Annotated in this window: 12 protein-coding genes; all 12 read left to right on the top strand. The window is 70.5% G+C overall.

Features of this window, described 5'->3' with window-relative positions; genetic code table 11:
• The first annotated feature begins 11 nt into the window (after window positions 1-11).
• The 12 genes from AC3EU2_RS10775 to AC3EU2_RS10830 are packed head-to-tail and all read left to right on the top strand — an operon-like array spanning window position 12 to window position 13,700.
• Complete coding sequence (locus tag AC3EU2_RS10775; RefSeq protein WP_488176295.1) at window positions 12-452, top strand: phage tail protein; 441 nt, start codon at window positions 12-14, stop codon at window positions 450-452.
• A 3-nt stretch (window positions 453-455) separates the two neighbouring features.
• Window positions 456-2,489, top strand: a complete 2,034-nt coding sequence (locus AC3EU2_RS10780) for a phage tail sheath family protein (protein WP_488176296.1) — start codon at window positions 456-458, stop codon at window positions 2,487-2,489.
• Window positions 2,486-3,043, top strand: a complete 558-nt coding sequence (locus AC3EU2_RS10785; RefSeq protein ID WP_488176297.1) for a phage tail protein — start codon at window positions 2,486-2,488, stop codon at window positions 3,041-3,043. Before AC3EU2_RS10780 ends, AC3EU2_RS10785 begins: the two co-directional genes overlap by 4 nt.
• A 3-nt stretch (window positions 3,044-3,046) precedes the next feature.
• Window positions 3,047-3,262: a hypothetical protein gene (locus tag AC3EU2_RS10790; protein ID WP_488176298.1), complete on the top strand. Its 216-nt coding sequence runs from the start codon at window positions 3,047-3,049 to the stop codon at window positions 3,260-3,262.
• Window positions 3,250-3,951: a CIS tube protein gene (locus AC3EU2_RS10795; protein ID WP_488176299.1), complete on the top strand. Its 702-nt coding sequence runs from the start codon at window positions 3,250-3,252 to the stop codon at window positions 3,949-3,951. Before AC3EU2_RS10790 ends, AC3EU2_RS10795 begins: the two co-directional genes overlap by 13 nt.
• A 6-nt stretch (window positions 3,952-3,957) precedes the next feature.
• A complete protein-coding gene (locus tag AC3EU2_RS10800; RefSeq protein WP_488176300.1) occupies window positions 3,958-5,184 on the top strand; it encodes a phage late control D family protein in 1,227 nt (408 codons plus the stop codon).
• A complete protein-coding gene (locus tag AC3EU2_RS10805; RefSeq protein WP_488176301.1) occupies window positions 5,181-5,969 on the top strand; it encodes a phage baseplate assembly protein V in 789 nt (262 codons plus the stop codon). Before AC3EU2_RS10800 ends, AC3EU2_RS10805 begins: the two co-directional genes overlap by 4 nt.
• Before the next feature lie 5 nt (window positions 5,970-5,974).
• The gene (locus AC3EU2_RS10810; RefSeq protein WP_488176302.1) at window positions 5,975-6,736 is read left to right on the top strand and encodes a hypothetical protein; all 762 of its coding nucleotides are present in this window, start codon (window positions 5,975-5,977) and stop codon (window positions 6,734-6,736) included.
• 9 nt (window positions 6,737-6,745) lie between these two features.
• Complete coding sequence (locus tag AC3EU2_RS10815) at window positions 6,746-7,141, top strand: GPW/gp25 family protein (protein ID WP_488176303.1); 396 nt, start codon at window positions 6,746-6,748, stop codon at window positions 7,139-7,141.
• Window positions 7,142-7,143: 2 nt separating this feature from the next.
• Complete coding sequence (locus AC3EU2_RS10820) at window positions 7,144-9,117, top strand: putative baseplate assembly protein (protein WP_488176304.1); 1,974 nt, start codon at window positions 7,144-7,146, stop codon at window positions 9,115-9,117.
• The gene (locus AC3EU2_RS10825) at window positions 9,114-11,201 is read left to right on the top strand and encodes a hypothetical protein (RefSeq protein ID WP_488176306.1); all 2,088 of its coding nucleotides are present in this window, start codon (window positions 9,114-9,116) and stop codon (window positions 11,199-11,201) included. The genes AC3EU2_RS10820 and AC3EU2_RS10825 overlap by 4 nt, the downstream gene beginning before the upstream one ends.
• Before the next feature lie 9 nt (window positions 11,202-11,210).
• Entirely contained in the window at window positions 11,211-13,700 is a 2,490-nt protein-coding gene (locus tag AC3EU2_RS10830; RefSeq protein WP_488176307.1) for an AsmA family protein, read from the top strand.
• Window positions 13,701-13,866 lie beyond the last annotated feature (166 nt).

Consider the following 13,866-nt stretch of genomic DNA (forward strand, 5'->3'; position numbering starts at 1 on the left):
GGAGACACGAGATGACAGTGCAGCGGTTCGACCCGTTCCGGGGGTTCAACTTCCGGCTCGAGATCGACGACACCACGGTGGCCGCCTTCAGCGAGGTGAGCGGCCTCCAGTCCGACGGCGAGGTGGCCGACTACCGCACCGGGATGGACCTGCAGCTCACCAACCGGAAGCTGCCCGGCCTGCGCAAGTTCGGGCCCATCACCCTCAAGCGCGGCATGCTCGCCGACTCCACCTTGTGGGACTGGTACAAGAACATCGCCACCGGCCAGCCCGACCGTCGCAACGGCACGGTGATCCTGATGGACGAGCAGCGCGTCGACGTACTGCGATGGCACTTCCAGAGCGCCTTCCCGAACAAGGTGCAGGCCTCCGAGTTCAAGGCGGCCGGCAACGAGGTCGTTGTCGAGTCCGTCGAGCTGATTGTCGAGAACATCGAGCTCGAGGTCGCCTAGGTCATGTTCACGACCGACCTGGCACCGGGAGTGCTCTACCAGCGAGTGGACGCGGGCGCCGCCCCAGTCACCCCGCTGCGCACAGACATCGCGGGCTTCGTCGGCATCGCGGAGCGGGGTCCGGTCGGGGTGCCGATCCCGATCGGCACGTGGCAGCAGTTCGTGTCCTGGTTCGGCGGCTTCCTCGGCACCGGGTTCCTCGCCTACAGCGTGCGCGCCTTCCTCGAGAACGGCGGAACGCGGTGCTGGGTGGTCCGCGTGACCTCCGACGATCCCGAGCGCGGCTCCGCCGCGGCCGGCGTGGTCCTGAGCGACGATGCCGGCCCGGCCTGGCGGGTGTCCGCCGCAAGCCACGGCTCCTGGGGGAACCAGCTCAGCCTCCAGGTGCGAGAGCAGCTGCGGGCGCAGGTCCATGCCACGGGACACGACGTACTCGGCAGCTGGACCTCGGTGCCCAGCCTGGCCGGCTTCGCCGACAACGTGCTGGTGCGCCTCTCGCAGCCCGGCCACCCGCCCCAGCACCGGATCGTGGCTGCCGTCGACGCCGCCGGGTCACGGTTGTTCTGGATGCACCCCGACGAGCAAGGGTCCGGGAAGAGGGGTCCCGGCGAGGCTCGGGCGTTGCTCGACGCGCAGCTTCCGATCCTCCTCGAAGCGCTCACCCACCGCATCGTCGTCAACGAACGAGGCCGGCTGGTGCGCACGTACGGTGGCCTGTCCCTGGCACCGCAGAGCCCCGCGTACGGACCGACCGTCCTGCCCCGGCGCGCCCCGTCACTTGGCAGCGCCCAGGGCGTTGCCGGCGCAACGTCACCTGAGCCCCTGGTCATCGAGGAGCTGCGGCCACTCGCCGGCCAGCCCGCCGCCTGGCCGTCGGGGCTGCACGTGGACCCCTTCGCCACTCTTCGCCTCGCGGGCGGCACCGACGGCCTCGAGACCCTCGTGGCCGCTGACTTCGTGGGCGTCCGGACCGGCAACGGAACCCCCGCGCCGGACCGGGGCGTTGAGGCCACGCGCGGGCTCGCCGCTCTGGATGCGGTCGACGAGGTGGCGATCCTGGCGGTGCCGGACATCCACGTCCGCCCCGTCGAGACCCACCCACCGGCCCCGTCGATCGCCTGCGTGCCCGACCCCTGCCTGGACCCCGCCCCGGTCACCGTCGGTCCGCTCCCCGTCGAGGCCGGCGAGCAGCCGCCGCTGTTCTCACCGGCGGACGTGTTCTCGGTGCAGGCGGCGATGGTCGAGCAGGCCGAGCGGCGACGCGACCGCTTCGCCGTCCTCGACGTGCCCTTCGAGGTCATCGCGGACGAGATCGGTGGCCTGCGGGGAGCCCTTGACTGGCGATCCCGCTTCGACACCGCCTGGGCCGCCCTGGACTACCCCTGGCTCGAGGTGGCCGACCCGATCGGCGGCCCGGGTGCCGTGCGCGTGGTGCCGTCCTGCGGGCACGCGGCCGGCCAGTACGCCGACACCGACGTGGACCTCGGCGTACACCGGGCGCCGGCCAACAGGCCGGTCGCCTGGGCGCTCGGCCCCACGGTCTCGCTGAACGAGGAGCACCACGCGGTCCTCAACCGCACGGCCGTGAACGTGTGGCGCACGACCGGCGGACGGGGCGTCCGTCTCCTCGGAGCGCGCACCCTGTGTTCGGACCCAGCCTGGCGCTTCGTCAACGTGCGGCGGCTGATGGCGATGGTCGAGAAGGCGCTGGGCGTGGCGCTGCAGTGGGCGGTGTTCGAGCCCAACGGGTTCCTGACTCGCGCCCGCGCGACTCTCACCGCGACGTTCTTCCTCAACACCCTGGTCGAGCGCGGCATGCTCGCGGGACCGACAGCCCAAGAGTCGTTCTTCGTCAAGTGCGACCTCGACAACAACCCGCCCGAGACCCGTGAGCTGGGCCAGCTGCTGGTCGAGATCGGCGTCGCGCCGTCCCAGCCCTTCGAGTTCGTGATCGTCCGGGTGGGGCGGGTGCGCGACGCCCAGGGTCAGACCGACGAGGTCATCACCCTCAGCGCCACGGGGACGGGTGCGACATGACGCTGCTCCCCGCCTTCGAGTCGGTCACGGGCCTGCGGCTGGACCCACCGCTGAACCACAACTTCCTGATCATGATGGCCGACACCTCCAGCGCGAAGTCGTTCGCGATGACCGGCGCCGCCTCGCTGCTGGGCGATGCCCTCTTCGGTGGCTTCTCCGAGTGCGAAGGACTCAAGATGCTCCAGGAGGAGGAGAAGCTGCCCGAGGGCGGGCTCAACGACACCGAGCACAGGTTCCCGACGCGCCTGACCTGGCCCAACATCACCCTGACCCGTGGAGTCTCGCGGATCAGCCAGAGCGGCTGGGACTGGCTCTACGGCTTCGCCGACGGCAAGGTCAAGCGGATGGACGGCATCATCGTCCTGCTCGACGACCGCTCGTTGCCGCACAACATCTGGACCTTCAAGCGGGGCTTCCCCGTCAAGTTCGAGGGACCCAAGCTCTCCGGCATCGGCAACGAGGCAGCGGTCGAGGTCCTCGAGATCGCCCATGAGGGACTGTGGCAGCTGTCCCTTCTCAAGATCGGCGCCGAGCTCATCGGCGTGGGGGGCTAGGGCATGGACGTTCACATCGAGGATGTCGTCACCACCGTGCAGGTCACCGACCCAGCCGCGCTGCTGACCCCGGACGTGCTCGACCTGGTCGTGGCGGCCGTCCTGGCCCGCCTCCGCGACACCGATCGGCTCGATCTCGTCCGCGAGGCAGAGCTGGACCGCCGGCAGATGACCCAGCGCCAGGCCCTGCCCTTGGGGAGGTCGACATGGCGAGCCTGACCAAGGCCACGTTCAACATCCTCAAGGCGGACCTGAAGACCGTCGACACGGCGCTGCCGGTGCAGTTCAACCCGGCCTCGCTGGCCTTCGACAAGGGTGTCCAGATCGCCGAGATCGCCATCCCCGGACTCAACAACCCGGTGCGCCAGTTCATCCGCGGCAAGACCGAGACCCTGTCCGTGGAGCTCTTCTTCGACACGACGGAGAAGGGCACGGGAAGGAAGGCCGTCAGCGTCACCACGCTGACCGACCCCTTCTTCGGCCTGGTGAAGATCGACCCCAAGACCCACGCCTCCCCCGTCTGCACGTTCGCCTGGGGCGCCAAGTTCCCGGGCGACTCCCTGCCCGAGCGATACGGCAGCCAGCGCCGGACCGTGTTCCCGTGCCTGGTCACCAGCGTCAAGCAGGAGTTCAAGCTGTTCAGCCCCGAGGGCACCCCGCTGCGCGCCAAGCTCACCCTCGCGCTCGAGGAGTACATCCCCCTCCAGACCCAGGTCGACACGATCAACCCGGAGTCCTCCGACCACACCCGCAGCCACGTCGTCGAGCACGGCCAGACGCTCACCCAGATGGCTGCTGAGTATCTCGGGTCGGCGCGCGCCTGGCGCCACCTGGCCGACGCCAACGGCCTGACCGACCCTCGACGGATCCCCGCCGGCCTGACCCTGACGATCCCACCGCTGCCCTAGGACGCCATGCCACCCACCGCTGTCACCACCCCGCTGCAGGAGGAAGCCGAGCGCTCCGGCGGCTTCTACGTGCCGCGCTACGAGGTACAGATCGACGGCGCGAACCTGCCGCGCGACCTCCTCTACGACGTCCGGAGCATCACCTACAAGGACGACCTCGCCGAGATCGACAGCTTCACCATGGCCGTCAACAACTGGGACGACGAGCACGGGAGGTTCAAGTACGTCGGCGCCGAGACGCTCGCCGAGCTGGACAAGGGGCACCCCGACCACGCCCGCGTCACGCTCTTCGAGCCGTGCGGCAAGGACGTGGTGATCAGGATGGGCTACGGCAACGAGCTCACGACCATGGTCCGCGGCCAGTTCACCTCGATGACGCCGACGTTCGGCGACGGCGCCTCGGAGCTGTCGGTCGGCGGGCTGAACGTGCTCCACCAGCTGCGCCGCAAGAAGTACTCGACCACCTGGACCAATCGCACGGACAGCCAGATCGCCACCAACATCGCCTCCCTCAAGGACGCCGGCAAGGCCCGCTTCCCGCTGCCCATCACCATCGACGACAACGCGGCCGGGGACGAGAAGGAGCTCCCGCTCGTCCGCCAGTCCGACGAGTACGACATCGACTTCCTCTACAAGCGAGCCCAGGAACGCGGCTACGTGATCTTCGTTCAGGAGGAGGACAAGTCGGCACGCCCACCCCGCGAGCGCCGCCTCTACTTCGGGCGGGCCCGGCCGGGCTCGATCCCCGGTCTCCGCGACGTCACCTTCGAGTTCGCGTGGGGGCGCTCGCTGGTGGAGTTCAAGCCGAGCATCCAGACCGCCAACCAGGTCACCAGCGTCACAGTGCGCGGCTGGCACCGGACGCGCAAGCAACCGATCATGCGCAAGGTAACGCTCGACGACCCGAGGGTCACCACCAACAAGGACATGCACCGGCTGCTCAACCTCTGCGGTGCCCGCGAGGAGGTCGTGGTCGATGAGCCCATGTACACCAACTGCCAGGCCCGCGAGCGCGCGATCGCGATCCTCGAGACCGAGCTGAAGAAGATTGTGACGGCCGACGTCAAGGTCGTCGGCCTGCCGGACCTCCGGGCGGGACAGAACGTCGTCATCACCGGCTTGGGAGCCCGGCTCAGCGGGCGCTACCTGGTCACCTCGTCCGAGCACACCATCAACGACTCCGGCTACCTGACGAGCTTCAAGTGCCGACGCGAAGCGGGGCTGGACTCATGAGCCGCAACTTCGCCGTCGTCATCGGGCTGGTCACCGATGTCGTCGACCCCGACCAGCAGGGCAGGGTGAAGGTCACCTTCCCGTGGCTGAGCTCGGACACCGTCGACGGGGGTTGGGCGCCGATGGTGCGGCCGATGGCCGGCAAGGAGCGCGGCTTCTTCTACGTTCCCGAGGTCGACGACGAGGTGCTGGTCGCCTTCGAGCAGGGCGACATCGACCACCCGATGGTGCTGGGCTTCCTGCACAACGGCGTCGACAAGCCGCCGCAGAAGGGCATCGATGAGCACGTGCGCCGTCTCGAGAGCGTCTCCGGGCAGCAGTTCGAGCTCGACGACCGCGCCGGCGAGGAGAGCATCCGGCTGACCACGAGCAAGGGGCACCAGCTCGAGCTCCACGACGCGGATGACCGGATCGAGCTGAACACCCGGGGCGGCCACCGCGTCCGGCTCACCGACTCCCCCGGCAAGGTCGTCGTGCGCAGTCCGAACGGCACCGAGCTCAGCCTCGAGGACGACAAGTGCGAGCTGAAGGTCGGACCTGGCGGGTCGGGCGTCACGGTGACCATTGACAACCTGTCCATGTCGACGAGCTCGATGACCTCGACCGACCTCACCGGCGGGACCACCGTGACGATCTCGGCGGGCACGCAGGTCAAGCTGGTGGCGCCGTCGGTGTCCGTCCAGGCGGCCATGACCCAGTTCAGCGGCGTCGTCCAGTGCAGTGCCCTGATGACCCAGTCGGTCGTCAGCCAGAGCTACACACCCGGCGTGGGGAACATGTGGTGACGTCCATGACGCTGACCGTGCCGACTCCCACGCTCGCCTACGAGGCCCTTGCTCCGGGCGTGGCCCCGCGCGAGCTGCCCGTGTCGGTCGGGATCGGGCCGGTCACGTCGTCCGGCTCACCCCTGGACCCGGTTGGCCTGGCGGCTTTCGGCCTGCTGGCGCTGCGCCGGCTGACGGCCGCCGGTCCGAACCAGCTCTGGAGCTCGGCAGCCACCAGCTGGGTGCCGGATCTCGGCGGTGCGTACGCCGACCTGCCCGGCGAGCCGCTGATCTTCGACCCGGCCGTGGCGACACCCTGGACCGCCGTCCTGATCGGCTCGGCCGGCAAGGACGCCACGGGGCAGCCGCAGTACGCCAAGGCCGTGGGGGGCTACCCGACCTACTCCTTCCGCGCGGTGTTCCGGGCCAAGGACGGACAGAGCGGTGCGAGCGCCGCCAGCGAGGCCGTGAGGTTCGGCTCGGTCTCCGACACGAGCCTTCTGGTGGTCGGCCCGCCCGACGGCGAGGAGCCCGATGAAGCCACACAGCTGCGCTTCCAGCTCAAGAACACGGCCCGCGTCGTCATCGGCGGGCTCGAGGTGCACCGTGACGCACCGGGTGCCCGAGTGGAACTGCGGAACGCCGCGGGCGCATCGGTCGTCCTGCGCGCGGATGGGTCCATCGAGCTGCTTCCCGCGGTCGGCCGCACCGTCGTCATGGGCGACCTTGACGCCGGCCGGATCACCTACCTGCCGTCGGGCGGCGGCCTGCGGAAGTCGCTGGGCTAGGAGGGAATGATGGATCGCGAGTTCCTCGGCGTCGGCTGGAAGTTCCCGGTGCAGGTCACGCCCACCGGAGCCATCGCGACGTCGCGGGCGGAGCAGAAGATCGAGGAGTCGATCTACCTGATCCTCAGCACGGCTCCCCTGGAGCGGCCGACCCTGCCCGCGTTCGGCTGCGGCATCCACGACCTGGTCTTCGCTCCTGACGACACCGACACGGTGGCTGCGATCACCACCACCGTGCGGACTGCCCTGATCAGCTTCGAACCCCGCATCGACGTACTCTCTGTCGACGTCGAGACCGCCGCGGGACAGCGCAACGTCCTGCTGATCCGCGTCGACTACCGGGTTCGGTCCAACAATGCGCGCGGCAACCTCGTCTATCCGTTCTTCATGACCGAAGGGCGGTGAGCATGCCGCTCCAGGACCACGTCCCGAATCTGGACGATCGCGACTACGACTCGATCCTCGCGGAGATGCGCTCGCGCATCTCGCGCTACACCCCCGAGTGGCGGCCGGACTGGTCGGACCTGAACGACTCCGACCCGGGCATCACGATGCTGCAGGTCGTGGCCTGGCTGGGCGAGATGCTCGGCTACCGGATGAACCAGGTGCCCGACCTGCACTACCTGAAGCTCTTGCAGCTCATAGGCATCGAGCTGCGGGCCGCCGAGCCGGCGCGCATCGAGGTCGGCTTCGAGGTGAAGCCCACCCACACCAGCTCGACCGCCATCGTGCCGCTGGGCACGCAGGTCATCGCGGAGACCGACGGCGGGGGGCCACCTCTCGTCTTCGAGGCCACGCGGGCGCTCACCGTGATTCGGCCTCGGCTGGTGGCCACCGTCGTCTACGACGGCACCAACTCCTACCGCGCCTTCACCGACCGGAACGATGGCGTCGCCGGCTTCCAGGTCTTCGGCGAGGCACCGCGACCCGGGGCCGCCCTGCTGCTGGGTTTCGATGACACCGGCGCCTTCCCGGCGGCCGAGATGGCCCTGCACGCGTGGGCCAGGGGGGCCGGTCGGACCGCGCCCGTGTCGTCCGGTGGCCTCCCTTCGCCAGCCTTCGCGCCGGCCAGGGTGCGGTGGAGCACCTGGACGGCCTTCCAGTGGACGCCGGTGACCCTGCTCAAGGACGAGTCCCTCGCCTTCACCCGCAGCGGAGCCGTGGTCCTGCGGACACCGCCGGGGATGGCTCGGCTGGCCGTCCCGGCCGATCCACGCTCGCTCTACTGGTTGCGGGCCGAGCTCGAGGTCGCCCAGTACGAACGCCCGCCCGAGGTGCTCGGCATCCGAGCCAACACGATGACCCTCGTCCAGCAGGAGACCGTCCGCGACGAGGTGCTGGGTGGCAGCACCGGGCGGCCGAACCAGACCTTCCGGCTAGCCAACGCACCGGTCAGGGACGGCTCCCTCGAGCTCGAGATCGACCAGGGCTCCGGACCCGAAGCCTGGGCGAGCGTCGATGACCTGCTGGGTTCAGGTCCGCGAGACCTCCACTTCGTCCTCAACCGGACGACCGGTGAGATCCGCACCGGCGACGGTCGGCACGGCGCCATCCCGATCGCGAACGTCGACAACCCCGGCGCCAACGTGGTTGCTCGCCGCTACGCCTACGGCGGTGGCAGCCAGGGCAACGTCCCGGCCGGCAAGGTCGACGCCCTTCGCTCAGCCGTTCCGGGCATCGACGACAGCGCCGTCGTCCAGCTGGTCGCGAGCTACGGCGGCCGCGACGAGGAGACCATCGACCAGGCCAAGGAGCGGGCACCGGGCCAGATCCGCGCTCGCAGCCGGGCCGTGACCGCTGACGACTTCGAGTTCTTCGCCATCCAGGCCGGCCCGATCGCGCGGGCGCGGGCGCTCCCGCTGCACCACCCCGGCTACCCGGGGGCCAGCGTCCCCGGCGTCGTGACCGTGCTCGTCGTTCCCGACTCGCTCGAGCCGAAGCCGCTCCCGAGCGACGGCACGCTTCGCACCGTCTGCGCCTACCTGGACCAACGCCGGCTGCTCACGAGTGAGCTGTACGTGTCCCCGCCGAAGTACGAGGAGGTCTCGGTCACCGTCGAGGTCGCCGCCGAGCCCGAGGCCGACCTGGCCGACGTCCAGCGCAGCGTCGAGCAGACCCTGATGGGCTACTTCCACCCACTGCACGGCGGCGACGACGGTCGGGGCTGGCCCTTCGGGGGGACCATCTCCTACTCCCGCACGGCGCAACGGGTGTTCTCGGTCCCCGGCGTCGCGTCGGTCACCCGACTGCTCCTCACGGTCGGCGGGCTCGAGCGGCCTGAGTGCCGCGACGTGCCGCTGAACCCGGACACCCTCGCCTGGTCGCTCACGCACAGTGTCGCGGTGACCTACAGCGACGAGAGCTGGGAGGCGGCACCATGAGTACGACGGTGCTCCCGGCCCTGCGGACCCCGCCCCACGATCCGCTCACCCTGCTGCTCGGGGGCCGGCTGGGGTGGCCCGGTGTGACGGGTGCGGGCGCATCGCTGGCGCTGCCCCCGGACCCGGCCACCCGGCGATCGCTGGGCGAGCCGAGCGGCAGCCTGGGCGGCCGCGCACTGCCGTCCAGAGTGGCCGTCGACGACGCCGGCCGCGTCTGGCTGGTCGACTCCGACACCCATCGCCTGCTCCTGTTCGACGACTGTGCCTGCACCTTCGCGGCCGTGCCCGGAGTGGGCGGCCACGGAAGCGCCCCGGGGCGCCTTGATCGACCGAGCGGCATCGCCGCCTGCGCCGGGCACCTGTTCGTGTGCGACACCGGCAACAGCCGGGTCCAGGTGTTCCTGTCGCCGGAGCTCGTGATCTCCGGCATCTGGGACATCCCGGGCGGAGCGCCCAGCGCGGTGGTGGTCGACGACCGGTTCCGCGTACATGTCCTCGATGCCACCGCCCACGTCGTGCACCGCTTCGGCTGGTCGGGTCGCCACCTGGGGCAGTCCGACGTACTGGGAGATGCGACCAGCCTCGGGTTGACGCGGGAGGGCGCCCTCGTCGTGGCCGGTCCTACGACGGCGTTCCTCGTGGTCGACGGCCGGCCAACAAGGCTCGACACGGACGATCCGGCACAGGTGGATCTGCCGGCGCCGCCCTTCCAGGTGGCCCCCGACGGCGCCGTGCACCTCGGGCCGTACTGCCAACCTCCCGGGGACGGCTGGTTCGGCTCCCACGGTGAGGCGGTTCCGTCGCCACCGGCACCCGTACGGTTGTTCGTGGCGGAGCAGAACTACGTCGTCGGGCCCCTCGACAGCCTTCTCGACGACTGCGTCTGGGACCGCGTCGTCCTGAGTGCGGATGTGCCCGCCGGCACCGGCATCAGCGTCGAGTCCTTCACGGCGCAGGTCGTGCTGTCCCCCGACGACGTGGCCGCGCTCCCCGATGCCGCGTGGGCCACTCGCCAGGTCTGCCGCTCGGGAGAACAATGGGACGCGCTCGTGAGGAGCGCCGGCGGTCGTCACCTGTGGCTGCGGCTCCGCCTGGTGGGCGACGGCCAGGCCACGCCGCGACTCAACGAGCTCGTCGTCGAGTTTCCCCGGATCGGGCTTCGACCGCACCTGCCGGCCGTCTTCGGGGCCGAGCCGGTCAGCGCCGACTTCACGGATCGACTGCTAGCGATCGTCGACCGCGTCCTCCGGGAGATCGAGGGCCGCATCGACGACGTGCCCGCGGAGCTCGACCCGCATGCGACCCGCCACCTCGACCGGCTGGCGGGCTGGATCGGGATGCGTCCCGACCGCCGCCTCCCCGAGCGGCTGCAGAGGGACCTGGTGGCCGGCGCCGGCCGGCTGATGGAGGAGCGCGGCACCCTTCATGGCCTGCACAGCCTGCTCGTGCTGGCCCTGGGGCTCGCCCGACGGCCACAGGAGCACGACAGCTGCCGACATGTGCGCGGCCGGTGCAGGCCCTGCGCACCACCCCGGGAGACCTGCCCGCCAACCCCGGTGGTGGACAACTGGCAGCCCCCTGCGCTCATCCTCGAGCACTTCCGGCTGCGGCGTTGGTTCGAGTCCGGCGCGAGTGCCCTCGGAGACACCACGACGCTGTGGGGCGACAGCATCGTCAACCGCAGCCAGCTCGGTGAGTCCGCTCGCGTGGGCACCACCCAGATCAAGGGCACCCAGGACCCTGCGCGGGACCCCTTCCACGTGTACGCCCATAGGTTCACGGTCTTCGCGCCCGCCTCGGCGGGACGCACCGAAGAGCGCCGCCGCGCCCTCGCCGGCCTCGTTCGGTGGGCCGCGCCCGCGCACACCGACGGTGACATCCGCTACGTCGAGCCCCGGATGCGCATCGGCGTGCAGTGCTCGATCGGACTGGACACCGTGGTGGCCCGGCAGCCCCATGGCGTCACCCTCGGCGCGACCCCTCTCGGACCCGCCTCCGTGCTCGACGGCGGTCCACTCGGGACCCGACCCACCATCTCATCCCGTCCATCTCTCGCGGTCGGGACGACCGCCGTACTCGGCTAGGAGGCCGGCATGCCACTCACGACGGCCCATCACACCGACTGCAGGTGCGACACGTGCGCGTTCTCGCCGTTCCAGCGCAACAACTTCTTCCTCGCCAAGCTCATGGGCGTGCGGGACTTCACCGGCGAGCAGACCTATTTCCGGGACAAGATCCGGCACCACAACCTGCGGTTGCACGGCAGCGGGGTGGTGTGCGGGCTGCAGGTGCGGCAACACCAGTCCGGCAGCTGCACGGACCGCTTCGTCCTGCTCCAGCCGGGCACCGCCCTGGACTGTTGCGGCAACGAGGTCCTCGTCGTCGACGAGGAGGTCGTCGAGCTGGCGGCCCTGCCCGCGGTGGCGGCGCTGGATCCCGCCGAGGACACGTCGCACGAAGTCCAGCTGTGCGTGCGGTATCACGAGTGCGGGACCGAGCCCGTGCCGGTTCTCTACGACGACTGCGGCTGCGACGACGACCGATGCCTCCCCAACTGGATTCTGGAGAGCTACGAGGTCGACGCGCTCGTCGACCCACAGACCCCGCCCGAGGGCTGGACCGGCCCAACGCTGACCCGGGGTGACGATCTGCCGGCGACCGATCCGGGCCCCCTGCTCCCGATCGACGGGGGCGACCTCGTGTACGGCGACGGTGTCCGGGTGGTCCGGAAGGACGTTGCGGGCGCCGAGGTGGCGTCGGCCACCCTGGCCGGCAAGGTGCACGGCCTGCAACTGGCATCCGGCGGCGCGATCTATGCCACGCACGACGACGGCAGCGGCAAGGTGGTCGTCTCCGTGCTCGGCATCGACGATCTGGTCGCCACCAGCTCCGAGGACGTCGCCAACTCGGTGCTTCCGGTGCACACCGCGATCAGCGCCGACGGTCGACTGGTGCTTCTCTTCCCGGAGCTCGGCTCGATGGTCGTCTACGGCACCGACCTCGAGGGCGGGAGCCCGGCCGCGCCCGCCGTGCTGACCCTCGACAAGCACCGGAGCCTGTTGGCAGTGCATCCCGCGGATCCGACGGCCTTCGTCGCCGTCACCCCGGGTGGCGCTGGCACGCAGCCCGACCGGATCGACGTGATCGACCTCGACGGCGGCCCCGCCGGCACGCTCACTCTCGCCGGGACCGTACCGACCGCCCTCTCTGCCGCGACCGTCGGGACCCTGCCGGTCCTCAGCGTGGCACTGGCCGACGGCCGACTGGTCGTCGTCGACCCCGCCACCGGCGACGTCGCCGGCGAGCACGGCCTCGGCGGCGCGGCGGTGTCCCTGGCCGACGCTCCCTGGTCGTTCGCGCTTGCGAGCGATGCCGGGCACAGCCGCCTGCAGGCGGTCGGCCTGCACCGCATCGTGGCCGGACGCACCGATTCCGCCGGCCCGGTGCTCGGCTTCGAGGGAGACGGCCACACCGTCGCGGCCTCGGTCGACAAGAGCCGCGTGTACGCCGCCTACTCGGGTGCGGACCAGGGGGCGACCGCCGGGATCAAGGTCTTCGACGTCGACGCGCGTGAGTGCCTGTCCGGCTGGCAGGAGCTCGGCGACTGTCCGTCCTGCGCGGAAGCGGACTGCCTCGTGGTGGCGACGATCCACGGCTACCGCCCGGGCTTCAAAGTGCTCGACCCCGCCGAGCCACCGACCACTCCCGAGGACGATCTCGCCAACCGGATCGCTCGGATAGACAACAACGCCGGGCGGCGCCGACTGCGCAGCACCCAGGCACTGCAGTCGACGATCGAGTGCCTGCTCACCAGCGACACCGGCCTGGGCGCGGGATCCGGGCCACGTGGCCCCGCCGGACCGGCCGGACCAGCGGGCGGGACCGGCGCGACCGGGGCCACGGGTGCGACCGGGGCCACGGGTGCGACCGGGGCGACTGGTGCCACGGGTGCGACCGGGGCGACGGGCGCCACCGGCGCGGCAGGGCCGGCCGGCCCAGGCCTCGAGGAGGACCTCACCCGTATCGAGGCGATCAGCTGGGAGCACGCCGCCCAGGTCGGGGTGTCGAGCCTGAAGAACGTCTGGCTCGTCGACCCCCTGACCGGTCGCCGCAGTCGCACGTGGGGGCTCATCGTGGTGTTCAGCCGCGAGGTGCAGGGCAAGTTCGTCGACAGCACTCACGTGTTCACCGTCGACGCCCCTCACCCCAAGGACGACCAGGAGCCCCGGGTACCCGGCTTCGTCTGCCGGTGCCCCATCCGCGGTGAAGTGTTCCTGGCGAAGCCTTCCTTCACCGTCGCCGGCGTGCTGAAGGAGGCCGAGGTGCTCAATGGCGCCTCCTCGGCCACGGCACTGGTTTTCGTCTTCGACGACGAGTTCGTCAAGGCGGTGCTCCTCGAGCGTGAGATCGAGGACCTGTGGGTGCGCCTGCAGGGCGAGTTCGTCATCGACCTCGACGGACGCGCTGTGGATGCGGAGTTCACCCGGGCCGAGCTGCCGACAGGGGATCACCCGAACGGGAGTCCCCACGGCGTCCAGGGCGGACTCTTCCAGAGCTGGCTCGCCCCCGTCCGAGACAACTGAGGCAGGTACCCATGTACACGCACGAATCCAGGAGCTCCGGATGCGGCTGCGGCACCAGGACGAGTACGCCGTCGCGGTCGACGGCACGGACCGGCGGTCGCTCCACCAAGCAGTCCGGCTGCGGTTGCGGCTGTGGCGGCTGCGAGGAGTGCGGCCTGGTCTGCCT

The sequence above is a fragment of the Knoellia sp. B-D-2 genome, from assembly GCF_057714695.1.